We start from the raw sequence: 26,533 nt of genomic DNA, 5'->3' as shown, positions 1-26,533 counted from the left end.
TGGATTTCCCAACTGCTTTTTGTGATTTTTTGCTATTTGAAAGTATGTAGCACCTTGCACCCTCATTCAAAATCGAGCGACTCGCACCTTACATAGTCGAGTTCAAAATGTCAGACTTCGCTGACACTTCACCAAATCCTTCAATATCTTTCAGATATAGAAGAATTTGTTACAGTACGGCTAGTCTAAGCGACATTTTTACCATCCAGTTTAAAATCTTTCGTTTGCGTATCTTGTCAAGAAGGCTTTTGTTCTTTCTTGTTTCGGGGTATCGATGACCTCTTTGGCTGGACCTTGTTCGACGATGACACCTTTGTCCATGAAGACGATATTGGTTGATACGTCACGGGCGAAGGCCATTTCGTGGGTTACAACGATCATTGTTAGACCTTCTGCTGCTAATTGGGTCATTGTTTCCAATACTTCCCCAACCATTTCTGGGTCAAGGGCAGATGTAGGCTCATCGAATAGTAATACTTCTGGGTCCATTGAAAGGGCACGGGCAATCGCGACACGCTGTTGTTGTCCACCAGATAGTTGCTCAGGGCGGGCGTCACGGTAAGGTGCCATACCGACCTTTTCAAGGTTCTTAAGGGCAACTGCTTCTGCTTCAGCCTGACTACGACCTAAGATTTTACGTTGGCCAACTGTACAGTTTTCTAGGGCTGTACAGTTTTTAAATAGGTTGAATGATTGGAATACCATACCAACTTGGGTACGGTATTTATTAATGTTCATTTTCTTCCCGTTTAAAATCGATTGACCGTGGTATAAAATGTCGCCGCCAGTTGGTTCTTCAAGTAGGTTTAAGCAACGTAGTAGGGTAGATTTACCTGATCCAGATGAACCAATAATAGAGGTTACTTGTCCTGGGCGTACTTGGAAGTCGATATCACGTAGGACCAAGTTTTCCCCAAAACGTTTTTCTAAATGTTGTACATTTAAGATTAATTGATCTTGGTTTTGCATGTCATTTTCCTCCTATTGTTCTCTTTGACCGTTGATTACTGTATTCGTGCTAGATTCATAGACATGGTAAGTCTTTTTGCCTGCCATACGATTTTCGATGAAATTCAAAACACGAGTTGTTGTAAAAGTTAAGACGAAGTAGATAATCGCTGTAATTAGGAATGTTTGGAAGGTTAGGTACGTTGAACCAGCAGCTGATTTCGTTACAAAGAATAACTCAGTTACTGCGATAACATTCAATACAGACGTATCTTTAATATTGATCACAAATTCGTTACCTAAAGCTGGTAAGATTGACCGAATAGCTTGTGGCAAAACGATTGTCGTCATTGTTTGGTAGTGGTTCATACCAATGGCACGAGCGGCCTCAGTCTGGCCTTTATCCACTGAGGTAATCCCACCACGGATCACTTCGGCAAGATAAGCACCAGTGTTAATCGACACAATTAGTAAGGCTGCAAACATAGTAGACATTTGGAAATTGAAGAATAGTCTTGAACCATAGAAAATCATCATAGCTTGTACCATCATTGGTGTACCACGGAAAATTTCAATGTAGGCCGCAATCACAAAGTCGAATAATTTATAGAAGAAGTAGGCAACTGGTTTTTGATCGCGACGAACGATTAATGAACGGTAGATAGCAATCAATAAACCAATGACAAATCCCATAATTGTCGAGCTTAACGCGATAAACATAGTGTTACCAGCACCAGTTAGAAATTGGGAACCGTAAGTATCCCAAATGCCCGCAACTTCAGACCAGAAACCAGCACTTTCACCGCGCTCGTTCAAGTTCACCATATCTTCCATTAATTGGTCACGGTCAGCGGTTGGAATAGTTGCTAAGGCTTGGTTCATAATGTTGGTTAATGGAGAATCTTTTCTGGCTGCAACAGCAATATCAGAAGTGACTTCACCTAAGTCAAATCCTTGACCCTCAGCAAACTCAACGTATGTTAAGTCAGGGTTAGCAGCTACAGCAGCCATGGCACCTGGTTTTTCAGATACATAGGCGTCAACTGAACCAGCAGTTAAAGCAGTAATCATCGTTGGGAATGAATCTAGGGCAGTGGCTTGAGTTACGTCAGGGATTTGCGGAATTAAATCATAATGGAATGTATTTAATTGACCAGTAACAGTTGTGCCAGCGAAATCTTCTAGCGATGTAGCATCTGCGTATTCACTGTCAGCCATAGTTACAAGCACGATATCTGAAGAATAGTAAGAATTTGAGAAGTCCATTTGTTGTAGACGTTCTGGTGTTGGTGACATACCGGCAATAATCACGTCAATCATGCCAGATTCAAGTGCAGGTGGTAGACCGTCCCACTCTAACTTAACAATTTCAAGTTCTAAACCTAGTGAATCAGCTAGACGTTTAGCGATTTGTACGTCATAACCGTTTGCATATTCACCGTCAGAGTTTGAAATAGGGACTGCACCGTCCGCGTCAGACGTTTGCGACCAGTTGAAGGGCGCATAGTTGGCTTCCATCCCAACACGTAGGACGCCTTCTGTGTCTAAACCTTCAGCTAATGCTTCTTGGTCAACCTCAATTGTTGTGCCGACTTCACTCGCTTCAACAAAAGCGGATGTTGGGCCAACGATGGCCAATATGATGGTCAAAATAGCAATCAAAGCTTTTTGCCAAGTGTTACTTACTTGATGATTTTTCATAATAATACCTCCCGAAAATAATAAAAAGCCTCTACAGCAATAAATTGCAATAGAGGCTTCCCTTTGTACGCAGTAAGACTAGACTAGTCTTACGGTCGTTACTCCTAGGATAGCGCATCACTTGGTTAAGTGACAGTCATAAACATTTTTTGTTTATGCCCAATACTTTAACTTGGGGTTAAAATATTTCGGCGAATATTCCTTTCCATACTTTCAACGCTCCCGCTCGGGTATGTACTGATAAGCTCCGCACCTCTATCTCAATATATCGTATTTCATCATACACGAAGAATATTGACTTGTCATGAAAATCTGATTAAATCTTTTATAACAGCTTAAAATCATTGCAATTTTTCTACCTTTTTGATCATTAAAAGCAGATAGTGGCTAGGTCTAGCCATTATTCGGGATAAATGGTAAAATATCTTAGATTATGGAAGCTAGGTGGAACGAAAGTCGTTAAGACGCGACCTTTCTATTGCATCTACAAACATTTAACGCACAGTATAAAAAGTTGGAGTGACAAATATGTCGAATGAAGAAAAAAACAGAGTAATAGCGAAATTGGGCTATCACAAATTTACCATCAAGAGTCATAAAACAAGTGAACATATTCAACAAGTGAGCCGTGATATCAACCAATTACTTGCTGATATCAGTAAAAAGAATCCCAATATGTCAATGGAAGAGATGGCTTTATTAGTAGCGTTAAACATCCAATCGGATAATGTGGATTTACAAGCACAAATGGCTGTAAAATCTAAAGAAAACGCTGATTTAATGGTCCGTGTCAAATCAATGGAGCAAACCATGGGTACATTGGTGAAAGAAATTGCTGAAATAGAAAAAGAAAAGATGCGTGAAGCACAAGAAAAGAAGCAATCCCAAACACCATCAAAAGGGAAGAAAAACCAGGGACAAGCTAAATCGTCAGTAAAAAGACCACCACAAACAAAAGCAAGTGGAAAACAAACACCATCACAGGCTGACTTAGATAAAGAAATTCCTGAAATTAGCCAACCTAGTTTGAAGTCCAGTGTGAACACAGCCTCAAAACAATTGGGTCGTTTGCGTCAAACACCGAGATCTTAGGCGATTGATAGAAAATATGGGTATCAATGGGAGGAAAGCATGACAAGTTTTTTGATTTTATTATTTTTTATACTTAGCATAGGTGTTGGTGTCTACCGAGGGGCTATACTACAAGGCATTCATTCACTAGGTCTGTTGGTCGCGTATTTGTTTGCTGTTTTGTTCTATCAAAACCTAGTTGACCGTGTGTCCTTATGGGTACCTTATGTAGGTTTAGATATTAAAAATACCTTTGTCTATTATCCAGTAGCTTTATTACAAAATATGGATATTATTTACTTTAGACTAGTTGCTTTGTTAGCCATTATCTTGCTTGTCTGGATTGTTACTAAATTTATTGCTTTTGGCTTAAGAGACTTGAAATTTAAAGAAATGGATATTCAATGGAACGGTATTTTGGGCGGCTTATTTGGTTTCTTCTCAGCTTGGTTCTGGTCATTCTTTATTTTAATGTTTATGTCAGTTTTAACCTTTGAAGGGGTGCAAACAGCCTTAGCCAATTCATCAATTGCCGACTTTATTATCTTGAATACCCCAATCTTATCTGGCCAGGTATTCAACATCCTATTACAAGGATTAGGCAACTTACCATTTTAAAAACTTGAAAATATATGCCTTTGCGTACTGCGCACCGTGGCAATTGATATGGCTGTGATAATTGATCACGGCCTATTTACTACTTAAGAAGACTTTATAATCGTTCCTGATAACAATAGAAGGAGGACAAATTTTGAATCCTAAAATATTTCAAACCTTAGAATTTGAGAAAATACAACAACAAGTAGCAAAAGAAACCCGAACTGAAATAGGAAAAATCCAAGCTTTAAATTTAAAACCAAGTGCAGAAGCGGAAGAAATCGAACAAGCCTTACAAAGTGTTGACGATGTAAAACGCTTGTTTGAATTAGACAAACGGATCCCAGTCAGCCAACTAATCAACGTAAAACCATTCTTAAAACGATTGGATATTGGTGCTGACTTAAACGGGAAAGAATTAGCTGCAGTAGGCCGGGTCTTACGGGCATCTGGTGAGGTTTCTAACTTCTTTAGTAAACTAAAAGAAGCGAAAGTTGAATTAATGCAATTATATTCAATAGCGGATGACTTTATTGATATGCGGGACTTGATGCGTAAAATGCAAAATGCTATCGCAGATGATGGGTCAGTCTATGACAATGCCTCGTCAACTTTACATGGCTTAAGACAAGGAATCAAACGTGAAGAAGCAGGTATCCGTGTCAAACTAGACCATATCATCCGGTCTAATAAAGCCTCCTATTTAAGTGAGGCCATCATTACTATCCGTAACAACCGCTTTGTTATTCCGGTTAAACAAGAATATCGCAATGCCTTTGGTGGGGTAGTTCATGACCAATCGTCATCAGGACAAACACTCTATATTGAACCGCAAACAGTTTTAGATGCGAATAACCACTTACGGTCCCTGCAAGTCCAAGAAGACGAGGAAATTAAACGTATTTTCCAAGAGCTATCTGCAGAATTAGCCCCTTACACTAGTGAAATTGCTGAAAATAATCAACGTCTTGGAGATTTGGACTTGATTCAAGCTAAATTCTTCTTTGCCCGTGAAATTGGGGCTAACCGACCGATTTTAGCAAATGAATCTGAACGTATTGACTTGAAAGAGGCTAGACATCCCTTATTAGACCGCAAATCAGTAGTCGCAAATGACATTCATTTTAGCCACGAATACAATATGATTGTTATTACAGGGCCAAATACTGGTGGTAAAACCATTACCTTGAAAACAGTCGGTCTACTGCAATTAATGGCACAATCAGGCTTGTATATCACAGCCAAGGCAGATTCACGGGTAGAAATCTTCAATGAGATTTTTGCGGATATTGGTGACGAACAGTCCATTGAACAAAGTTTATCAACGTTCTCGGGCCATATGACCAATATTATTCGTATTGTTGAGGCTGCGGACGAACATTCGTTAGTTTTAATCGATGAGTTGGGTTCTGGTACCGACCCTCAAGAAGGGGCAGCCATCGCCATCGCGGTATTGAACCGTTTTGCCTTCCTAAATGCAAGAGTAATGGCCACTACCCATTACCCTGAACTGAAAACTTACGCCTACGAACATCCTGGGGCCATCAATGCTTCGATGGAATTTAATGAAATTACCTTGGAACCGACTTATAAATTGCTGATTGGGGTGCCCGGTCGCTCTAACGCCTTTGATATCTCCCAACGACTGGGTTTACCAGTTGAAATGGTGGAAGAAGCGCGTTCTTATATCCAAGAAGACAGCCAAAATCTGAACGAAATGTTGCTTGATCTTGAAGCCCAACGTCATGAATACGAAGACTTATCAGCCGAAGCCGCCAAAGACTTAGCCGATGCTGAAAATCTTTTAAATGATTTGAAAAAGGCACAAGCTAGACTAGAAGCTGACAAACAAACCTATATGAACCGGGCCCGCAAAGAAGCCAATCAATTAGTAGAAGACACCAAGACAAAAGCTGATGCCATTCTGGCGGAGATTCGGGAATGGCAAATCAACCATCCAACCATTGGTAATATCAAAGAACATGAGATGATTGATCGTCAAAGCGCCTTGTCTAACTTAACGCAAGAGGAACAGCTAGAGAAAAACAAAATCCTTCAAAAAGCCAAGAAAAATAAAGAGCGAAAAGCCAGCTTTGAAGTGGGCGATGAAGTGAATGTGCTAACCTACGGGCAACGTGGTACCTTGGTCGAGAAACGTGAAAAGGACTGGGTTGTTCAGATGGGTATGCTGAAGATGGAAGTGGCTGAAAAAGATTTAACTTTAGTTGATGAGAAACCGAAGAAAGAGAAAAATCATCGGGCTGGACTCAAAGCAAGTAAGGCTAAATCAGTCAATACCAGCCTAGATTTACGTGGTGAACGGTATGAGGAAGCCATGATTCGACTAAACAACTTTATCGATTCAGCTTTACTAGCAGGACATGGTCAGGTCACCATTATTCATGGTCACGGGACGGGCGCCTTAAGACAGGGTGTTCAAATGGCCTTGAAGAACCATCCACGGGTTGAATCCTTTGAATTCGCACCTTATAACATGGGTGGTAACGGGGCGACAATCGCTAAATTTAAGGGCTAAATTGCTAAAAAGCAGATAAATGTTCAAATTGGTCAGACAATGCTATAATGATGATGAATAAAAATGAAAGGGGTAATACAAATGGTTAAAGCTATTACAGATGCAGATTTTAAAAATGAAACTGAAGAAGGCGTTGTATTAATCGACTTCTGGGCAACTTGGTGTGGTCCTTGTCGTATGCAATCACCAATCGTTGAAACTTTAGATGATGAAATGGGTGACCAAGTTAAATTCACTAAAATGGATGTAGATGACAATCCAGAAACAGCACGTGAATTTGGTATCATGTCCATCCCAACATTAATGATCAAAAAAGATGGTCAAGTTGTGGAACAATTAATTGGTTACACACCTAAAGACAACTTAGAACAAGTATTAAACAAATACTTATAATCTAAAATAAAGAAAGCGGTCGGGAAATTCCCCGACCGTTTTTTTATTGGCTTAAATCTATTGTTAAAGGGCAAACATTACTCATCAGTCCTATTTGACGAAGAGCCATTTTTTTCAAATTTACTCGATCAATTTACGGCCTTCGTTACCTTTTTCGATATTTTCTAAGATATCATGGTTTAAGAAACCATCTTCGTATTGTTTACGCCAGTCCATAAAGCCTTCGTCTAACCCGCGAATAAGGACTTCTGCGGTACCGATATTAGTTGCTAATGGGATGTTATATACGTCACATAAACGGATTAAGGCAGTCACGTCTGGTTCGTGGGGCATAGCTGCTAATGGGTCACGCAGAAAGATGACTAAGTCCATTTCATTTTGTGAGATAGCCGCACCGACTTGTTGGTCGCCCCCAAGTGGGCCGGATTTAAAGCGGTGAACGTCTAAACCAGTGGCTTCGATAATACGTAAACCAGTTGTCCCTGTAGCAAATAATTCATGTTTTTCAAGAATGAATTTGTATGCAGTTGCAAAGGACACCATCATATCTTTTTTTGAATCATGGGCAATAAGTGCAATTTTCATATAGCATATCCTCCAGTTCGTATCGGCAATTTGATTTTCAAACGAGACATTTACCTTTTTCCTTAAATTACGTTTAATAATTGCGAATTGGTGAAGTGGATCGTCTTCTTCTGTTATAATTGTACCATAGATTATAAATTGTTCATTGCTACTTTTGAATGATTTGTTTGACGGAGGAGGTTAACATGAACAGACCTATCGGATTCTTAGATTCTGGTGTAGGTGGCTTGACAGTAGTGAAAGAAGCTATGCGACAATTGCCCAATGAATCGATTATCTATATTGGCGACAATGCACGTTGTCCTTATGGACCAAGAAGTGTAGAAGAAATAGCAGCTTTTACCAATCAAATGGTCGATTTTCTTTTAACCAAAGATATTAAATTATTGGTCATTGCCTGTAATACAGCGACTGCGGTTGCCTTAGATGAAATTAAACAGCGGGTGTCTATTCCAGTTATTGGGGTGATTCAGCCGGGTGCAAGAGCAGCCAATAAATACACAAAAAATGGCAAAATTGGTGTTTTAGGTACAGAAGGGACCATTAAAAGTGGCATGTATCTTGAAAACTTACTACAAAAAAATAAAGACTTGAACACGACTTCATTAGCTTGTCCAGCCTTTGTCCCATTAGTAGAAAGCCAACAATATGCTACACCTTTAGCCAAAAAGGTGATTGCGGAAACTTTAGCACCCATAAAAAATAAGGGGTTGGATACAGTCATTCTAGGTTGTACCCACTATCCTTTACTAAGAGATACCATACAAAAAACCTTGGGACATACGGTCAAACTGATTGATTCTGGCCAGGAAACTATTTCAGACGTATCCATCCTTTTGGATTACAACGACATTGCCAAATTGTCGAATGATCCATCACCAAGAATGACTGAATTTTACACTACCGGATCACCAGAACTATTTAAGGAGATTGCGGACGACTGGTTGGATGACCCAATTGAAGTAGACCGTGTCCCTATCGAAACACTTGAAGCAATTCAAACACAGATGAAAGAAGGCTAACATTTATATGAAGCAAGTAATGATCGCTACAGCCAACCAAGGTAAAGCCAAGGAATTCAAGCAATTATTCGACCAATACGGGATTGAAGTTAAAACCTTGCTAGATTTCCCAGATTATCCAGATATTCCAGAAACTGGGAGTACTTTCATTGAAAATGCGACGATTAAAGCCACAACAGCCGCTAAAGACTTGCACATGCCAGTTATTGCGGATGATTCCGGTCTAGCTATTGACGCACTTGACGGGGCACCAGGCGTTTATTCAGCCCGTTACGCAGGTCCTGAGAAGTCAGATGCCAATAACCGGAAAAAGGCCTTAACCGAGCTTGCTAACGTCCCTGATGCAGATAGAGGGGCGACTTTCCATACCTATCTAGTCGTTTCTGACGCACAAGGTCAAGTAGTTAGCCACTATCACGGCACCTTATCTGGGGTCATCTTGCGTGAAGAACGCGGGGAAAATGGCTTCGGCTATGACTCGATTTTTTATGTACCAAGTGAAGGGTTAACTACAGCTGAAATGTCAGCAGAGAAAAAAGATTCTTTAAGTCACCGAGGAAATGCCTTACGTTTACTAGCCAAAGATTTAGAAAATGGGGAGTTGAACTTATATGAAGATTTTAATCACGAGTGATAACCACGGCGACCACGAGGCGCTTGTCAACCTAGTCTTAAAAGCAGGAGATGACATTGATTTATTTATCCACTGTGGGGACTCCGAGTTATCAGAAGATGATACCATTTGGGGGATTTTCCATACCGTAAGAGGAAACACTGACTATGGCAACTACAAGGATGTCATTAGCTTAAATACCCCTGAAGGGAAGATTGTCGTGACCCACGGACATTTATATGGAGTAAAACAGAACTTGAAGAAATTGGTTGCCTTAGCGAAAGACAATCAAGCGGATGTCATCATGTACGGCCATACCCATGTCATGGATGACCAAGAAATCGACGGGATAAAAATTATTAACCCAGGTTCAATCCGCATTCCAAAAGGTGAATACCCTTATCCATCATTTGCCATCTTAGACTGGCAAGATGACAAGAAAGAAGTCACTTTCTACAATGCTGACTGGGAAGTCATTACAGAAGTAGGTTAAAAATACAAAAACCGCACGATCTATGTCCCAATTAGGGCCTGATCGTGCGGTTTTTATATATGTGTTTGTAATGACTATAATTCTGCCCCTGAGTCATAAACAGGTTGTTTGTAGCCATTACGTACAAGCAGGGCTGTAAGTTGTTCATAGTAGTCTGAACGAACTGCCATCTTATCGCTATCTCTAGTATTGAATACTACGCGGTAGAATAAGCGGCCGACAGCGTCACGTTGGTAACCCCAAACTTCCGCTTCACCTAAAACCCGGTCATCAGAAGAAGCTAGTGATAAACCATCTTTAATAACAGATTCGATTGAAACTAAATCAGCGTTCGGATCAATGTACAAGTCTACGTACATACGACGAGTGGTATTAGAAGAGTTGGTTACATTTTCGATGTTGCGGTTAGGGATAAAGTGTCTTGAACCGTCGTCACCAGAAAGAATAGTTGTCCGGATACCAGTTGAAATAATAGTACCTGATAAACCAGCGATCGTAACGTAGTCTCCAACAGCAAATTGGTGTTCTAAAAGAATGAAGAAACCATTCACAACGTCAGTGATAAAGCCGTGTGCACCGAGACCTAAGGCTAAGGAAGCAACCCCAGCACCGGCTACTAGTGTGGCTACTGGTAAACCTAGAATAGCTAGAATAGAGTAACCTAATAGGAAATAGTAAGTGTATTGAACAATGTTTTCCACTAATTTATGGAGGGTTTTGTTTCGTTGAATAGACCCGACATTGCGGTTTTCAATTCGTTTAGCGTCTCGTTCAAAGTATACGTCAACAATCCGGTCGACAGTCCTTTTGGCAATCCAAAAGATTAATGCAGTGATTACTAGTTCAAAAACGGTAGAAATTAAGCTTGAGAGTAGGCTAGCATAGTCAATTGATTCGATATAAGTGCGCCACCATTGTCTAATTTGATCCAAATAAATCATCCTTTCAATATAATCCTTGTTCTTCATGGTATCGAATGATGAAATTATTGTAAAGCCAATTGCAAAAGGGTTAACCAATATTTAAGTTGTAGGATTTTTTAGCTTAAAATAAGTGCGTTATTTTTTGTAAAGCCCTCTCATAGTGTGGTAAAATATTCTTATAGTTATATATTAAATATCTTATATTTAATGATATGAGAGATGGAGAAGGAGTGATTTTTACATGACCGGAGGCCAAATTGCGGGCTTAATCGCAGCAATAGCATTTGCGGCATTAGTGATCTACATTATTCTATTCTTACGTGAACTAACAAAAACCATGAAGGAAGTTACAGGTGTTGTTAATGAAGCGAATGAAACAGTTAAAGTAGTCACCAAGGATGTGGATGCATTATCAATTGAGGTGCAAGGATTACTCAATAAGTCTAATGTTTTATTAGATGATGTGAATGGAAAAGTAGCTCAAGTGGACCCACTGTTCAAAGCAATCGGGGACATTGGGGTAACCGTTTCAGACGTGAATGATTCTACACGTAACTTAGTCCTAAATATTACTAATACGGCCCAAACAAAGGTAGATGATATTAAGGATAAAACAACAGGTGCTACTGAAACTGGTTCAACTACTGTAACTGCTGAGCAAGTTGTAAAACCTGGACAACCAACTGTGACTGGTATTCAAAAAGTGGGCCAATCAGCTAAAGCTTTATATCAAAAACGCCAAGTGCGCAAGGCGCAAGAAAGTTCACAATCTAAGCCATACTAATCAATATTATTAATTGAAAGAAAGAGGGAAATATATATGTCTAGAAATACAGGTTCATTCTTATTAGGTGCAATCATCGGTGGTACTGCAGGTGCTGTAGCAGCATTATTATTCGCACCAAAATCAGGTCGCGAGTTCCGTGATGACTTAAATCAACAAGCAAACGTTCTTCGTGATACAGCTTTAGACTACGCTGATATCGTCACTGAAAAAGGTAACGTAATGTATCAAACTGCTAGCGACGCTGCGCAAGATATCCGCGTGAACTTATCAGAATCTGCTGAAGTTTTAAAAGCACAATTAAACGAAGCAACTACTGAAGCCACTAAACAATACCAAGTAGCGCGTGATGAAGTGGCAAATGCTTATGCAGACGCCAAAAATACGACTGCCCAAGCAGCAGATGATGCAAAAACTGAAGTCGCGGAAGGTACTGAAGAAGTGAAAGCTGCTACTGATAAAGCAGCAGCTAAAGAACAACCACTTAAAGAAGATGCTGAAAAAGTGAAACAACAAGTAGAAGAAGTGAAAGAAAAATAATTGCTGATTTAAGCAAATCAAACAGGATTGTCTACAAGTATTTGAGATGTTGAAATACTTGGGCTCTTCGACATTTAATGTGGATAGCTTAATTTAAGCAAGAAACTTAAATTCATTTTATATGGATTTGAGTTTCTTTTTTATTTTATTTTAAATGAGATTTGATAAAAGAAGAACTATCTTTTTTGTCCTTTGAACTGCTGTGTACGTTCCTTAAGAGCCGTGACACCGGCGAGAGCCAAGGTCTCTCTGCCTTGATATCGAGCCAAGGTCTCGATATCATGCTTTTTCACGGCTAAGGACGTACACTTGCAGTTTTTTTCTTTGAACATAGCGAGCGGGATGTATCATGTTTATTTAATTAAGGGAAGCGGGCTTGCCCGGTTTTAAAATGAAACTAATCATCACCCTATTTCTGAAATTGAAAAAATTTCGATATCCATAGGATACACGTTTTATGACTTTGATACGATTATTTTTTCCTTCTAGACTAGCGTTTGATCTAGTCTTGTAATGGAAGGTGTTTGCGATAAACGCTATATTCTTCAATAATATGTTCAGTGAGGTTTGCATATATTTACTGATATTTTGGTGACGTTCTGCAGTAATAGTCTCATGAAACATTTCGATATTATTTTCTTTAGAAGCCTCTAGTAAAGCTTGATATACCCAGTAATTTTCCGTTAAATCCTCATCTAAAGAAAGTAGATGATCAAGAATATCCATATCACAAACCATTTTCCCTTTAAATAAACGTTGTTTTCTATAATTTATAAAATCAACTTCGTTGAAATCCTTTAGGATAAGCTTCCAAAAACTTTTCAGCTTGCGATACTCTTTTTTATCTTCACCATTATTTCTATTTATATTGAAAGTATTCATTACTTGAACTCTCGTTTTGTTTAAAGAACGTGAAATCAATTGAATGATATGAAAACGATCAATAATTACTTTGGCGTTTGGAAACATTTCTCTAACCAAAGTCATATAAGGCGCATTCATATCAACAACAATGGTTTCAACAGCAGAGCGCTCTTTTAAACTAAATTGGCGGAAGTATTCTCTTAATTTGTATAGTTGTCGAGTGGGCAGTATACCAAGAACTTCATGAGTCTCCTCATTACTAAAAATAAAACTCATTTGATTGTCAGCTTGTTTTGTAGATTTGATCTCAACGAAGCACATGTGTTTCGCTAGTTTTGTGCGATTGCGACGAAAATAGTCATCCATAAAGCGATTAATAATTCGTCTACTAGTATTATCTGAGATACAGTGCCTACGAGCGAGATCCTTGTTTGAAATCGTATCTGCAGCCTCAACTAAAACAGATTGCTTCACTTGTTTAGCGATATGACAATTACGTGCAACCTCACTGGTATGAGCAATGAAGCGCTCATCGCATTCATGACACCAGAAGCGTTGCTTCTTAAGCTCTAGATAGGTTGGTGTATTGGATTGGCGTAACCACGTGATCCTGGACGTCATAAACCCATCTTTAACGATAGAAGGGTCATTTACACAACCACATTTAGGGCAAGCCTTGGGCTTGTAGGTTAACGTGCCAGTAAAAACTTTTACATTTATTCCTTTAATATTACGCTCTTGAATCCAATTTTCTTCGTTAAATGTGATGTTAGTATCCTTAATGTTTAGTAAAAGTCTGATATTATCGTTCTGAAACATATGAATTTCCTTTCTAATTTTGGTTTAGACGCTTAAATTTTAGCATAGGAAATATTCATATGTCTTTTTGTGTTTTTATACAAAATAGGTTTGAATGATTTCTCATCCACACCAAAAGTCGGAGACCCAATACTTGTAGGCAATTTTTGTGGTGATTTGTAAAAATCATGCAAATTTTGCACGTTTTTATGAAAATGACTTGTTAAACAAGTCAAATACTGATAGAATATGAAAATGTGAATGAAAGCAGTCACTGCCGCAAAGAAAACGCTTGCAAATATAACTTTTTAGTGCTATATTTGGCGTTGTAAGCATGAAAATCAATTTAAAAATTTAAAAAGGAGCGATGAAGATGGAAAAACAAACTGTTACGATCTATGATGTTGCACGTGAAGCACAAGTATCTATGGCTACAGTTTCTCGTGTCGTAAATGGTAACACGAATGTTAAACCTTCAACGCGTGCAAAAGTATTAGATGTAATTAAACGACTAGACTACCGTCCAAATGCGGTCGCACGTGGATTAGCAAGTAAAAAAACGACAACAGTTGGGGTATTATTACCAGATATCACAAACAATTTCTTTAGTGCTTTAGCTTTGGGGATTGATGATATTGCCTCAATGTATAAATACAACATTATCCTAGACAATGCAGATAATAAAAAAGAATCACAAGTTCTTTCTAATATCTTAGCCAAACAAGTAGATGGTGTTATCTACATGGGTCACCAATTATCTGACTCTGTTCGTGAAGAAATCAACCGTACAAACACACCGTTTGTATTAGCTGGTTTAAACGATCATAAAGGTGAAATTCCTTCTGTAAATATCGACTACACACAAGCTTTCTATGAAGCTGTTTCAGGTTTATTTGCACAAGGATATAAAAACATTGGTTACCTAGCGGCTAAACCCTACTTTACCAATAACCTGGACCGTTACAATGGGTACTTAAAAGCTTTAGAAGAAGCTGGTAAAGAATTGGACGAATCATTATTATTTGAAGTGCAAGACTCTCGTTTCAAAAACGGTGAAGACATTGCCCAACAAATCCTTGATTCAAAAGCTGACGGTATCGTTGTCGTCGGTGATGAGTTAGCTGTTAAAGTAACCAACCATATGGTGGATAATGGTGTGAAGGTACCAGAAGAATTTGCTATTGTGACATCAAACAACACGGCTTTAACTGAAGTTGTTCGTCCAACTTTAACGTCAATTGAACCACCTTTATATGATATTGGTGCCGTTTCAATGCGTATCCTAACAAAATTGATGAACAAAGAAGAAGAAATCGAAAACCATGTAACCTTACCACATAAATTTATTTTACGTGATTCAACTAAGGATGCATAAATAGATAAGGACCTCCAAAGCGAAATACTTTGAAGGTCCTTTTTAAATTTTCATTTTATAATAGTAGATATCGCTATTCAGGCGAGCTCGAAAGACCAGCTCAAGACCTGGATGCCTTAGTCGTTGAGCTAAGGTGCTTTGCTGAAATCCATTTTACCTTGTTGTTTAAAAACTCTTCCATTATCATTAATATAATGAATTGGGAAGGTGTTGGATTTAGATGAAGAATAAATTAAGCCAGGGTAACCGAATATTACTGATGATGATAGCTATTGGACTAACCTGTCTAGTGGGCATTGCACTTGCCTACAATGGGATTGTTTCACCAAATAACGCCAATGAAAATGGGGATGAACAAGCGGGTAAGGATACGCCAGCCATACAAGTGCCGTCTTTTTTGTCAAATCTGCCGACTAAGGAAACTGAGGACCAGTGGCAGGGTGAGGATGGAACGTTTGTCTTGCGGTCGGTTGGTGATGTTTTGATTCATTCGGAGGTGACGGCAACTGCGGATACGGCAGCGGAGGTGTTTGCGGATCAAACGGCTTCACTACAGGATGTGGGTGCTCTAACTGGAGACAATTTGATTGCTTATGGTTCGAATAGTGGGGAAACGGCAGTTGATTTGGGAGTTTCGGACTATAATTTTGACCCTATGATTGCTAAAATTGCGCCATTTACATCTTATGCAGATTTTACAGTGGCCAACCTGGAGATTCCTGCGGCCTATCCTGAATTGCCGGTGGCGACTTATCCGAATTTTAATATGCCATCGTCCATTCTGGGGTCTTTGAAGCGGGCTGGTATTGACGGTGTATCAACTGCGACCAACCATACGCTGGACCACTTTGCGGACGGAGCCTACATCACTATGGATTATTTGGATGAGGCTGGGCTCATGTATTACGGGGCTTTTCGTAGTCAAGAAGACCATGACACGGCAAGGATTGTCGAGAAAAATGGGATTAAGTTGGGCTTTCTGGCTTATACTTATGGGACCAACGGCATGGTTCCGCCTGAAGATGAGCCGTGGGTGGTTAACTATGCGGATTTACCAGTGATGCTTGAAGACGTAGCGGCATTGAATGACCAAGTGGATGCGGTTGTTGTATCCTTACATTTGGGGACTGAATACGGGACTTTGCCGGATGGTGAACAAATCGCTGTAACCCAGGCCTTGGCAGATGCTGGTGTAAAATTGGTGATTGGTGGACACCCACATGATTTACAGCCCGTGAATTGGTTGAATGACAAGGATACATATGTGATTTATTCGCAAGCTTCATTTATGACTGGTCAAGTTGCGGATGATAATAAACTTGGGGGCATTCATGAGGTGACTTTTGAGCGTGATGAGAACGGTGAAGTTCAAGTGAGCGCCGGGAAGTTCATGCCGACTTATTTCTCAGGAACAGCTAATGAGACTTCATATGAAAGTGTCCCACTAGCAGTGTATAAGGGACAAGATAATGATCAAGCGGCTTGGGTTGAGACTATCCATGACCGGATGATGACTTATACAGAAGATTTTATCTATGAGGATTATTTGGAGACTGCCTGGACAGAGGCGTTGATTACGAATAATAGCAGTAGGTAGAGGATTGCTAATAAGCGTGAGCCTGACTGTACCTTTACTAGAATGAATTTAGTAAAATGCAATAAGTGATTGATTTTGTATCGAATTCCTCTTAAAATGTCAGCTTTTTTGTGAGAATGTCATCTTTTGATTTTGTTTTCAAATGGCATAGATTATAATAGGATGAGATTTTGTTTATTTTGTTCAAGAGACAACTGTACTTGGCAAAAGATAAAACAAGGAACTTATTTAAGTTGTCAGTTGGATTTGCATTAAATACGGGGATAAATCAATTGAAGGATGGGATAATATGCAAGCAGTAATTACAGTAATTGGTAAGGATAAGGTTGGTATTTTAGCGAAAGCAGCCACTAAATGTGCTGAATTAAACGCAAATATTGTAGATGTTGAGCAATCTATCATGCAAGACCTTTTTACCATGGTGATGATCGTCAATATTGATGGTTTAAGCGTTGAATTTGAGGACTTTAAAAAAGAAATTAAAGATGCATTAACTGCGATGGAAGTTTATGTAATGCACGAAGATATTTTTAATGCCATGCATAAAATTTAAGTCAGTTGAGGAGAAACAAACATGCTAGAAATGAATAATATCATTGAAACAGTTTCGATGATTAAAGACAACAATTTAGATATTCGAACAATTACAATGGGGATTTCACTGATTGACTGTGCAGATCCAGATATCGACCGTGCCTGCCAAAAGGTATACGATAAAATCACTACAGTTGCCAAAGACTTGGTAAAAACTGGTGAAGAAATTGAAGAGAAATACGGGATACCAATCGTTAATAAGCGTATTGCTGTAACGCCAATTTCGCAATTATTAGCGGCTTCAGGTGGTGACCCGTTAAAATACGCCCATATCTTAGATAAGGCAGCCAATGCAGTTGGTGTCAATTATATCGGTGGGTATACAGCCTTAGTGCATAAAGGATTTTCTGCTGGGGACCGAGCTTTAATCGAATCAATTCCCCAAGCCATGGCTGAAACAGACCACGTTTGTTCATCCGTTAATATTGGGTCAACACGTGCAGGAATCAACATGGATGCTGTTAAAATCATGGGTGAAGTTGTCCGTAAAGCAGCTGAATTAACCCAAGAAAACGAAAGCATGGGGGCCTCTAAGATAGTCGTCTTTTGTAATGCAGTTGAAGACAATCCATTTATGGCCGGTGCCTTCCACGGTCAAGGGGAGCCGGATGTTGTGATCAACGTTGGGGTTTCTGGACCAGGTGTTGTCCGCAATGCACTTGCAGAATTGCCAAAAGATGCATCTCTTGAAACAGTGGCAGATACGATTAAACAAACAGCTTTCAAAGTCACTCGTATGGGCCAATTAGTAGGTACAGAAGCCTCTAACATGCTTGGTGTACCCTTTGGTATCGTAGACTTGTCATTAGCGCCTACGCCAGCTGTTGGTGATTCTGTAGCTCATATCCTAGAAGAAATTGGTTTAGATCAAGTAGGTGCCCATGGATCAGTAGCGACTCTAGCTATGCTTAATGATGCAGTTAAAAAAGGTGGTATCATGGCATCATCAAATGTTGGTGGTTTATCAGGTGCCTTCATTCCAGTTAGTGAGGATGCAGGGATGATTGCTGCTGCTGCTAACGGTACTTTAAATCTTGAAACTTTAATGTCTATGACGGCAGTATGTTCAGTTGGTTTAGATATGATCGTCATACCTGGTGATACAACGCCTGAAATTATTTCAGCGATTATTGCTGATGAAGCAGCCATTGGGATGATCAATTCTAAAACAACAGCTGTTCGAGTAATTCCAGCTATCGGTCGTCGTGATGATGAAGTCTTGAACTTTGGTGGTTTGTTTGGTGAAGCTTCTGTTATGCAAGTCAATAGAACTTCTCCAAATACCTTTATCAACCGTGGTGGTCGTATTCCAGCGCCAATTCAATCACTTAAAAACTAAAATAATTTTTTAAAGCTAAAGCTCTTATCTTATCACGAGGTAAGAGCTTTTATTTGGTGGTCTAAAATTTTCCAATTATAATGTAGGTACAGTGTAAACTGAATACGTATTAAGGGGAAATTACATGAATTTATTAAATCAAACATTAACCTTAAATAATGGGGTAGAAGTCCCACAAATCGCATTAGGGACTTGGCAAACACCGACCGCTGAGGCAGTGAGCTCAGTTCGTTTTGCTCTAGACAATGGCTACAAACACATTGACGGTGCCCATGCTTACGGAAACGCTAAAGGGATTGGTGAAGGGATTAAATCTTCTGGCGTTAACCGTGAAGATATCTTCATCACAACTAAGGTTCGCGGGGAATCGAAAACTTATGAAGCGGCTATGGACAACTTCTACCAAGAATTAAAAGATTTAGACACTGATTATATTGATTTATTGTTAGTACACTGTCCGACGCCATGGCGCTTTTTCTCAAGAACTGATGACAAACGTCCAAGCTTCTATGAAGAAAATATCCAAGTATGGCGAGCTTTAGAGGAATTGTATGATAAAGGCTTAGTCCGTGCAATCGGGGTTTCAAACTTTAACGCAGACGACTTACAACACTTAATTGAAAACACAAATATTAAACCTGTTGTAAACCAAATCAAGTACCACATCGGCTATACGCAAGACGATATTGTATCTTATTGTGAAGCTAACGACATCATCGTTGAAGCTTATTCATCATTAGGTACAGGTCGCTTATTAGGCAACGAAGATATTAAGGCGATTGCAGATAAGTACGGTGTATCCGTACCGCAGTTATGCTACCGTTATCCTTTGCAAAAAGGTCACATCATTCTACCAAAATCAGTTCACGAAGAATACATTCTTGCCAATGCTGAATTAGATTTTGAAATTTCTGAAGCTGATATGGCAACTTTAGATGCAATCATTATTGAATAACCTGCTTGTCATCCTTCATAAAAAAATGAAGCCAGGGAATACCTAGCGCTAGAAATAAAAATGGTGATGAATTAATGATAAATATGATTTTTTCGTTGCGGTTTTTGTTTTGATTGATTTCGGACAAAAATTATTTCCACGTTAATTTTGCTTTTAGCGTAGATAACTATTCTATGTTGTCATAATTTTGATAGATGGAGGGTCACTTATTAAATTTTTGTGTTTCACTTATCGTTTAAGATATTTGACTCATTAGGCTTTTTAAAAGAATAAAAACCCTTTAACTCTCTAGTTTAGGATGAGTTGAAGGGTTTCTTTGTTGGGAGACTATCTTGTTTTGCAAATCTTATTTTAAATGTCTTTTTTAGAGGCAATGTACTCCTTCACTAAACGATCGTATTCGTGCATAATTGATGAAATGACCGGACTTTTTACCGACGCTAATTTGAAGGAATCGATGGAAGCTATAGGCAATACATCATTACCCGTTCCTGATATAAAAGCGCCATCGATAGTATTTAATTCAGTTACTGGAATATTTTGTTCAATGATATCAATTTGCTGCTGTTGGCAAATAGCTACAATTTTAGAACGGACAATACCTAAAAGAACATTTTTAGCTGGGGGAGTATAGAGTTTCTCCCCTTTAACAATAAATAGATTTGAACGACTGCCTTCTGTGACGTTACCTTCGTGGTCGACTAAAAGCACTTCATATGAACCCGTTTTTTCTCGTTCCGCTAGTACAGTTTTTTGATACGCTTCACGTTGGATCTTGATATTCGGATCTTCTCTTTCCAAATTCAACAAAGTTGTTTTAATGCCAGTTTGATAATAGCGCGCAGGCGGATAAGGACTTTTAGTGAAGAAAGCCAGTAAACCCATATCTTTATTCCATATCAATTTGATATTTTGATCAAAGGCACCATTCTTATCAATAAGCTGGTATAAACGATTGATTAAAATATCATCTGAATCTGTTAAAGGAAGACCTACAGATCCAGCAAACGCTCTGAATCGGCGCAAATGATCTTCTAAAAACAGCGGTATGCCCTCTCTAACGCGAATCACTTCATACACATTTTTTCCTGTTAATTTTTCAAACGGATGCAGGTTGTCGGTAGATTGTATTTTATCATTATGATAGTAAAAATTTTGTTCAACATATTCCATATTTTTCATCCCCTTTTATTTGATCATGGTGTTTAATTTATTCAGGAGCGTGTTGATGGTTTATTTTAGATAAGTTTATCACTTTTTCTAAATGAAGACAGCATTGTTTTTTAATAGTTGAATAGATAGACTTTATCCAATAGGGTGGTTGGGATATTCTATACAAAATACGTTCTGGGAGAAGGTTTTTTATGATAGTTTTAGTAGTAGAAACCACTTGTTGTTTATGAGAAAAGGTATAAGACAAAGCTTAAAGTGGTACGACAATAAAGAAGTTTTCAAACGTAAACGATTACATAACTTTTGACTTATATAAAACAAGATGATAAACTCACACCATAGCTGAAACGAAACTATCACTTTTGTAAGAAGGAGAGATTCTATGCGCGCAGTAACATGGCAAGGAAACGAAAAAATGGAAGTCAAAACAGTTCCGGATCCAACCATTGAAGAACCCACTGATATGATCATTCGCATTACAGCAACAGCTATTTGCGGTTCTGACTTGCATTTATATCATAACGGGAAACCGGTTATGGAAGAAGACTATGTAGTAGGGCATGAACCTATGGGCATTGTAGAAGAAGTTGGTTCTGCAGTGACGAAAGTGAAAAAAGGCGACCGAGTAGTTATCCCTTTCAACATTGGTTGTGGAGAGTGTCATTTCTGTGCTCATCATATGGAAAGTCAATGTGACAATTCCAACCCTAATCCAATGTTTGACCAAGGTGGATTGTTCGGTTTTGGTAAAATGAATGGAAATCACCCAGGAGGACAAGCTGAATACTTACGTGTCCCATTTGCAGATTTTACTTCTTTTGTTGTGCCAGAAAATAATCTTCCGGATGAAAAGGTATTATTTCTATCAGATGTACTGCCAACAGCATATTGGAGTGTAGAACATAGTGGTATGAAACCAGGAGATACAGTAATCGTATTGGGTTCTGGCCCTATCGGATTATTTGTACAAAAATTTGCCAAAATGAAAGGTGCTAAACGTGTAATTGCCGTAGATAACGTCGACCATCGTTTGCAGCATGCGAAAAAAATGAACGGCGTAGAGACCGTTTATTTTTCAGATGTATCCCAAGTTGGTAGTGAATTATATGAAATGACTAAGGGCGGTGCTGAGGTAGTAATTGATTGTGTAGGAATGGATGGTGTCACGCCAATAAAAGAAAAAACTAAAGAAATTCTTACCCCGCAAAGCGGTTCCTACTCACCGATACAGACGGCAAGTGAAGCTGTGAAGAAATTTGGTACATTAATGGTAACTGGGGTTTACATGACTCCAGCAACGAATTTCCCGTTCCAAGATTTCTTTACGCGTAATGTGAATATTAAAATGGGACAAGCACCGGTTATCCACTTGATGCCGAAAATCTATGACATGATTGAAAAAGGGGAATTTGACCCATCGGATATCATTACACATACAATGCCTTTGGAACGAGCTGCTGAAGCATATGATATTTTTGACAAAAAAGCTGATAACAACATTAAGGTAGTATTGAAACCAGGTATGTCTTAGAAGAATGATTGGTGCTAGGAAATAACTAGCTCTAAAAATAAAAAATGCGATGAGATAATCATAAAAGGTGATTGTTTCGTCGCATTTTTTTTAACGGATTTGTGCGATAAGAAATCATTCAGACATTTATGCGATGTTTCTTTACAGTACGACGACTTCGCTTGTGTACAAAATGCCCTTTTGGAATCGTCGTTTCTACTTTCATTGTAACTTCAAATTCTATCAGTTCTTCCCCCCAAATGATTAATAATTTCTTCAATACCTTATGATGTTTCTAAAAACTTATTCAGATACAGCCATATTAACGTTTTTTAGAAGGATAAAAACCCTTCAACTCTTTCTAATTTAGAATGAGTTGAAGGGTTCCTTTGTTAGGAGACGGCTTTGTTCCCTAGCGCCATCCTTTTTATTTTTCTAACCATCTTGTTCAATGTTATCTTCTTCAAGTTCTTGACGGCGTTGTTCATTTTCTGCACTACGTAGTTTAAAGGATTCTAATACTTCTTGAACCTTAGCGTTTACAGTAGCATTTGTCTTAGAACGGAAGCTTTCAAGTTTGTTCATGTAGTCATCCATCGAACCACCGATACCAAAGATAAAGCTTGGTTGTTCTGGATCCATAGCCGCGGTAAACAATTCAGTGTTGGTTGCTGCTGATGAAGGGATTGTATAACTTGTATCATACGGTCCTTCAAAGCTACCAGATTTCGTACCAGTTTCCGTCACAACTGTTTCCTCGTGAACGCCTTCAGGTTCTTCTAAAACTTCACCAGAACCCATTGTGTTCGGGTAGTAGTAGTTTAGTCGGTTACCTAAGGTTGTCCAGTAACGTAATGACCGTTGAGCTGGCGTACCATATACTGCATTTTCAGCTTGGCTATATAGGTCACGAGTTTGCGTGATGTTATCATAACCAATCCAAGAAGTAAGGGTTACATTAGGTGTCGACCCGTTTGCCCACAAATCTTTAAATTGTTCTGAAGTACCAGTCTTCATGAACCAGTCTAAATCACTGTCCATTTGCGCTTTATAAGAAGCCATAGCACCTGTACTTGTCGCATCCTTTAAGATATCAGCAATTACATAGGCTACATCTTCATCAAAGACGCGTTCTTTTTGCGTTTGATGTTGGTAAACCACGTTACCATTGGAATCTGTAATAGTTTCGATTAGGTAAGGTTCAACGTAAACACCACCATTTGCAAAAGTCGCAAAGGCTGCCGCGTTTTCTAATACAGTTGGACCAGTAGTTGTCCCACCTAGTGATAGGGCTAAGTTATTGAATTCATCAGTTGAAACCGCATCCTTTAACCCCATCTTATATGCATAAGATTGAATATCGACGCCTTGGTTTAATAACTCATTATATAAGGCCAGTGTCGGGTTATTCATAGACGTTGAAAGGGCATAGCGAGCAGTAACAAAGTCATTTGAAATAGTAGTCCCAAAGTTGGTTGGTTCATAAACGTCCCCATCTGGTTCTACGATACGAGTATAAGTATCCGCTAGCATGGTATTTGCGCCAGCAATTTGTTCTTGCAGGGCTGGACCGTAAGTCAAGAGCGGTTTGAATGATGAACCAGGTGAACGACGAGATCTAAAGGCGTGGTCAACTTGACTCGTATCAAAGTCTATCCCCCCAACAAAACCAAGGACTTGGCCCGTGTCGTTATCTAGTAAAACCGTTCCATTTTGAACAGGTTCTACAACTTCAATGGGGTCACCATTTTCATCTGTTGATTCTGAATAATAGGTGGTACCAAATGAAGCAGAAAATTCTTGAACGGTTGAGTTCATTGTTTCGTAAATATCAGGATCGACTGTTGCTTTAATGGTTAAACCACCGTTACGCATTTGATTTTCCGCCTCAGCATAATATTGGTTGTATAACTGATCATTCGCGTTAACATCAGCCATAGTCAGTCCATCAGCCGCTACTTTTTGTTCCATCAAGATATCAATGGTTTCAAGTTCAACCGCTTGATAGATGTATGAATTACGTTCATCTGGTACTTCTTCGCTAGTTCCCGCACTTAAGAAGTCTTGGGTAATATCATAATGAATCGCTTGTTGATATTCTTCTTCAGTAATATAGTTGGTTAACCGCATCCGTTGTAAGACTTCATGCGAACGGATAATGCCATCTTCTAAATATTCAGCATCGTTTAATTCACCGGATTGCAAGAAGGGGGTATAAGTATATGGGTTTTGCGGAATACCCACTAAAAAGGCTGCTTGTGCTAAAGTAACTTCACTCGCTGATACACCGAAAATCCCTTGGGCTGCAGTTTCAATCCCTGCAATATTTTCCCCTTTATGATTACGGCCATATGGCGATTCATTCAAGTAACCTTGCAGAATCTGCTCTTTTGAATAGTGGTTTTCTAACCGCATCGCTAGCAAAATTTCCTTTGCCTTACGTTCAAAAGACACTTCATTGGTTAATAATTTTTGCTTGATCAACTGTTGGGTAATGGTTGAACCACCGGAAGTCCCTCCCACACCAAGGAAGGTTGAAGCACCTGCACGGATAATGGCTGACGGTACCACACCATCATGTTCGAAGAAGTTCTCATCTTCTGTAGCTACTAAACCATTAATAATATATGGACTAACATTTTCTAGTTTAGTATTTTCACGAACCAAGTCAGCGCGAATACTAGAAATTTCAGTATCATCACTATAAGTCATGGTCGAAATCTCACCGGCATTCTCCACCGCATTAGAAAGTTCCTCTTCAGTGGGGATTGGCATATCTTCCACCAAACCAATGAAATAGCCTGATCCTAATCCAAGACCCAATGTCCCACCAAGAAAGAGCATAAGTAATAAGACTAGAAATGTTTTAGCCAAGGATTTAAAAGCCACATTCACATAGAACATCACTTTTTCAGTCCCAGACAGCCCATTCCCAATTTTTTTCTTTTCTTCATTGTTTTTCTTCACTATACACACACTTTTCTATAACAAATTTTATTGTAAAAATAGCCTGATTTGCTCTTAATTATATCAAAACAATTGTATACATGCTATGTGAATTCAACTCTGTAAAATGAATGTAAAATTGATCTAGCTCGCTTTCATTCGTATTCAAAATAATCTAGGGCTAAATATAGCTAATTCGCCAACGGTCTAGTAAAATGAAGGTAACACAAAGTACATGGAGGTAGCGAATATGTCTAAAGTAAGGTTGATTATTAACCCATCATCAGGTAAGGGGACGGGGAAAGAAATTCAAAGTGATTTAGAAAAAGCGCTGTCTGCTTCCTTCGACGATGTCGAAACAAAGTTCACTGAAGGAGAGGGCGACGCCAAAAAATGGGCTCGTGAAGCAAGCGACGAAGGGTATGAAGCTGTTGTCGTCGTTGGTGGTGATGGAACTGTTAACGAAGGGATTTCAGGAATCGCTGAAACAGATTCAACCATTAAATTTGGTCTTATTCCACTTGGGACAGCCAACGATCTAGCTCGAGCTTTAGGAATTAGCCTAAAACCTCAAGAAGCAGCTAAAGACTTAGCTAACTTCAAGACACGAAAAATTGATATCGCTAAAATAAACGACCAATACTTCTGCAACGTGGCCGCTATTGGATCAATTCCAACAGCCGTAATGGAAACATCAAGTGAAGATAAATCAAAATTTGGTTTCTTCGCCTACGTGCGTGACTCAATGAGAGCTGTATTAAACGATAACCAATACACCTACAACTTAGTCTTAGACGACGATAAAGAAATCGAAATCTCAACCAAAGTACTAGTGGTTGCCTTAACAAACAGTGTAGGATCATTTGAAAATATGATTGCTAACGCAACTCCAGATGATGGCTTATTACATATCATGACCTTAAAGGATGAAAATCTATTTGCTGCATTACCGAGTATGTTACAAGAATTAAACGGCGGGTATATCTCTGAAGCCAATAACATGATTACGTATAACGTTAAAAAAGTAGCTATCTCTGTCGTTACTGAAGACGCTGATGAAGTGAAAGTAAATATTGACGGTGAGGTTGGTCCAGCGCTACCAATTGCTATCGAAGTCTTACCATCACATGTGGAAGTAATGGTACCTAATAAATAGGCTTCATTGCTATGATGTCA

23 protein-coding genes and 1 riboswitch are annotated in these 26,533 nt (G+C 39.0%); of the genes, 16 read left to right on the top strand and 7 right to left on the bottom strand.

Features of this window, described 5'->3' with window-relative positions:
* Positions 1-210 precede the first annotated feature (210 nt).
* Together AWM76_RS06220 and AWM76_RS06215 are read right to left on the bottom strand one after the other, a co-directional pair.
* Positions 211-969, bottom strand: a complete 759-nt coding sequence (locus AWM76_RS06220) for an amino acid ABC transporter ATP-binding protein (RefSeq protein ID WP_003141934.1) — start codon at positions 967-969, stop codon at positions 211-213.
* A 12-nt stretch (positions 970-981) separates the two neighbouring features.
* Complete coding sequence (locus tag AWM76_RS06215) at positions 982-2,649, bottom strand: ABC transporter permease subunit (protein WP_003141935.1); 1,668 nt, start codon at positions 2,647-2,649, stop codon at positions 982-984.
* A 102-nt stretch (positions 2,650-2,751) separates the two neighbouring features.
* Positions 2,752-2,915: riboswitch (Lysine riboswitch) on the bottom strand.
* A 262-nt stretch (positions 2,916-3,177) separates the two neighbouring features.
* Between AWM76_RS06215 and AWM76_RS06210 the strand changes: the two genes are divergently transcribed.
* The 4 genes from AWM76_RS06210 to trxA all read left to right on the top strand — a co-directional run bounded on the left by AWM76_RS06210 (position 3,178) and on the right by trxA (position 7,246).
* Positions 3,178-3,741, top strand: coding sequence for a cell division protein ZapA (locus AWM76_RS06210; protein WP_003141936.1), 564 nt, complete (start codon positions 3,178-3,180; stop codon positions 3,739-3,741).
* A 39-nt stretch (positions 3,742-3,780) separates the two neighbouring features.
* Positions 3,781-4,338 carry a CvpA family protein gene (locus AWM76_RS06205; protein ID WP_003141937.1) on the top strand — a complete coding sequence of 186 codons (558 nt, stop codon included), beginning with the start codon at positions 3,781-3,783 and terminating at the stop codon, positions 4,336-4,338.
* A gap of 133 nt (positions 4,339-4,471) precedes the next feature.
* Positions 4,472-6,853 (top strand): endonuclease MutS2, encoded by a 2,382-nt coding sequence (locus tag AWM76_RS06200; RefSeq protein ID WP_003141938.1) that lies wholly within the window; start codon positions 4,472-4,474, stop codon positions 6,851-6,853.
* Positions 6,854-6,934: 81 nt separating this feature from the next.
* The gene (trxA, locus tag AWM76_RS06195; RefSeq protein ID WP_039935150.1) at positions 6,935-7,246 is read left to right on the top strand and encodes a thioredoxin; all 312 of its coding nucleotides are present in this window, start codon (positions 6,935-6,937) and stop codon (positions 7,244-7,246) included.
* Positions 7,247-7,366: 120 nt separating this feature from the next.
* Here the strand turns inward: trxA and mgsA are convergent, their stop codons facing one another.
* Complete coding sequence (gene mgsA / locus AWM76_RS06190; RefSeq protein WP_003141940.1) at positions 7,367-7,831, bottom strand: methylglyoxal synthase; 465 nt, start codon at positions 7,829-7,831, stop codon at positions 7,367-7,369.
* A 185-nt stretch (positions 7,832-8,016) separates the two neighbouring features.
* On the opposite strand from mgsA, the gene racE reads away from it, so the two are divergent.
* The 3 genes from racE to AWM76_RS06175 are packed head-to-tail and all read left to right on the top strand — an operon-like array spanning position 8,017 to position 9,959.
* The gene (gene racE, locus AWM76_RS06185; RefSeq protein ID WP_106427283.1) at positions 8,017-8,853 is read left to right on the top strand and encodes a glutamate racemase; all 837 of its coding nucleotides are present in this window, start codon (positions 8,017-8,019) and stop codon (positions 8,851-8,853) included.
* A gap of 7 nt (positions 8,854-8,860) precedes the next feature.
* Positions 8,861-9,487: an XTP/dITP diphosphatase gene (locus AWM76_RS06180; RefSeq protein ID WP_003141942.1), complete on the top strand. Its 627-nt coding sequence runs from the start codon at positions 8,861-8,863 to the stop codon at positions 9,485-9,487.
* A complete protein-coding gene (locus AWM76_RS06175) occupies positions 9,465-9,959 on the top strand; it encodes a YfcE family phosphodiesterase (protein WP_003141943.1) in 495 nt (164 codons plus the stop codon). Before AWM76_RS06180 ends, AWM76_RS06175 begins: the two co-directional genes overlap by 23 nt.
* 74 nt (positions 9,960-10,033) lie before the next feature.
* Here the strand turns inward: AWM76_RS06175 and AWM76_RS06170 are convergent, their stop codons facing one another.
* Positions 10,034-10,900 carry a mechanosensitive ion channel family protein gene (locus AWM76_RS06170; protein WP_235585481.1) on the bottom strand — a complete coding sequence of 289 codons (867 nt, stop codon included), beginning with the start codon at positions 10,898-10,900 and terminating at the stop codon, positions 10,034-10,036.
* A gap of 223 nt (positions 10,901-11,123) precedes the next feature.
* Between AWM76_RS06170 and AWM76_RS06165 the strand changes: the two genes are divergently transcribed.
* Positions 11,124-11,666, top strand: a complete 543-nt coding sequence (locus AWM76_RS06165; protein ID WP_003141945.1) for a DUF948 domain-containing protein — start codon at positions 11,124-11,126, stop codon at positions 11,664-11,666.
* Positions 11,667-11,702: 36 nt separating this feature from the next.
* On the top strand, positions 11,703-12,206 hold the full coding sequence (locus AWM76_RS06160; RefSeq protein WP_003141947.1) for a YtxH domain-containing protein: 504 nt from the start codon (positions 11,703-11,705) through the stop codon (positions 12,204-12,206).
* A 357-nt stretch (positions 12,207-12,563) separates the two neighbouring features.
* Here the strand turns inward: AWM76_RS06160 and AWM76_RS06155 are convergent, their stop codons facing one another.
* Positions 12,564-13,889, bottom strand: a complete 1,326-nt coding sequence (locus AWM76_RS06155) for an ISL3 family transposase (protein ID WP_060779359.1) — start codon at positions 13,887-13,889, stop codon at positions 12,564-12,566.
* Between the two features lie 352 nt (positions 13,890-14,241).
* Here AWM76_RS06155 and ccpA point away from each other — a divergent pair, with 352 nt between their 5' ends.
* The 5 genes from ccpA to AWM76_RS06130 all read left to right on the top strand — a co-directional run bounded on the left by ccpA (position 14,242) and on the right by AWM76_RS06130 (position 19,728).
* Positions 14,242-15,243: a catabolite control protein A gene (ccpA, locus tag AWM76_RS06150; RefSeq protein WP_039935487.1), complete on the top strand. Its 1,002-nt coding sequence runs from the start codon at positions 14,242-14,244 to the stop codon at positions 15,241-15,243.
* A gap of 220 nt (positions 15,244-15,463) precedes the next feature.
* Positions 15,464-16,840 (top strand): CapA family protein, encoded by a 1,377-nt coding sequence (locus tag AWM76_RS06145; RefSeq protein WP_003142424.1) that lies wholly within the window; start codon positions 15,464-15,466, stop codon positions 16,838-16,840.
* A 289-nt stretch (positions 16,841-17,129) separates the two neighbouring features.
* On the top strand, positions 17,130-17,393 hold the full coding sequence (locus tag AWM76_RS06140; protein WP_003142422.1) for an ACT domain-containing protein: 264 nt from the start codon (positions 17,130-17,132) through the stop codon (positions 17,391-17,393).
* A gap of 21 nt (positions 17,394-17,414) precedes the next feature.
* On the top strand, positions 17,415-18,773 hold the full coding sequence (locus AWM76_RS06135; RefSeq protein WP_003142421.1) for a PFL family protein: 1,359 nt from the start codon (positions 17,415-17,417) through the stop codon (positions 18,771-18,773).
* Between the two features lie 124 nt (positions 18,774-18,897).
* Positions 18,898-19,728, top strand: a complete 831-nt coding sequence (locus AWM76_RS06130) for an aldo/keto reductase (RefSeq protein WP_003142419.1) — start codon at positions 18,898-18,900, stop codon at positions 19,726-19,728.
* Between the two features lie 351 nt (positions 19,729-20,079).
* Here the strand turns inward: AWM76_RS06130 and AWM76_RS06125 are convergent, their stop codons facing one another.
* Positions 20,080-20,901: an aminotransferase class IV gene (locus tag AWM76_RS06125; RefSeq protein WP_039935484.1), complete on the bottom strand. Its 822-nt coding sequence runs from the start codon at positions 20,899-20,901 to the stop codon at positions 20,080-20,082.
* A gap of 382 nt (positions 20,902-21,283) precedes the next feature.
* On the opposite strand from AWM76_RS06125, the gene AWM76_RS06120 reads away from it, so the two are divergent.
* Positions 21,284-22,432, top strand: a complete 1,149-nt coding sequence (locus tag AWM76_RS06120; protein WP_003142416.1) for a zinc-dependent alcohol dehydrogenase — start codon at positions 21,284-21,286, stop codon at positions 22,430-22,432.
* A 414-nt stretch (positions 22,433-22,846) separates the two neighbouring features.
* Here the strand turns inward: AWM76_RS06120 and AWM76_RS06115 are convergent, their stop codons facing one another.
* Positions 22,847-25,378 carry a transglycosylase domain-containing protein gene (locus AWM76_RS06115; RefSeq protein ID WP_003142415.1) on the bottom strand — a complete coding sequence of 844 codons (2,532 nt, stop codon included), beginning with the start codon at positions 25,376-25,378 and terminating at the stop codon, positions 22,847-22,849.
* A 229-nt stretch (positions 25,379-25,607) separates the two neighbouring features.
* Between AWM76_RS06115 and AWM76_RS06110 the strand changes: the two genes are divergently transcribed.
* Entirely contained in the window at positions 25,608-26,513 is a 906-nt protein-coding gene (locus AWM76_RS06110) for a diacylglycerol/lipid kinase family protein (RefSeq protein ID WP_039935482.1), read from the top strand.
* Positions 26,514-26,533: the final 20 nt, after the last annotated feature.

This window comes from Aerococcus viridans (assembly GCF_001543285.1).
Taxonomy (GTDB): Bacteria; Bacillota; Bacilli; order Lactobacillales; family Aerococcaceae; genus Aerococcus; species Aerococcus viridans.
This window is presented reverse-complemented; position numbering and strand designations above follow the sequence as displayed.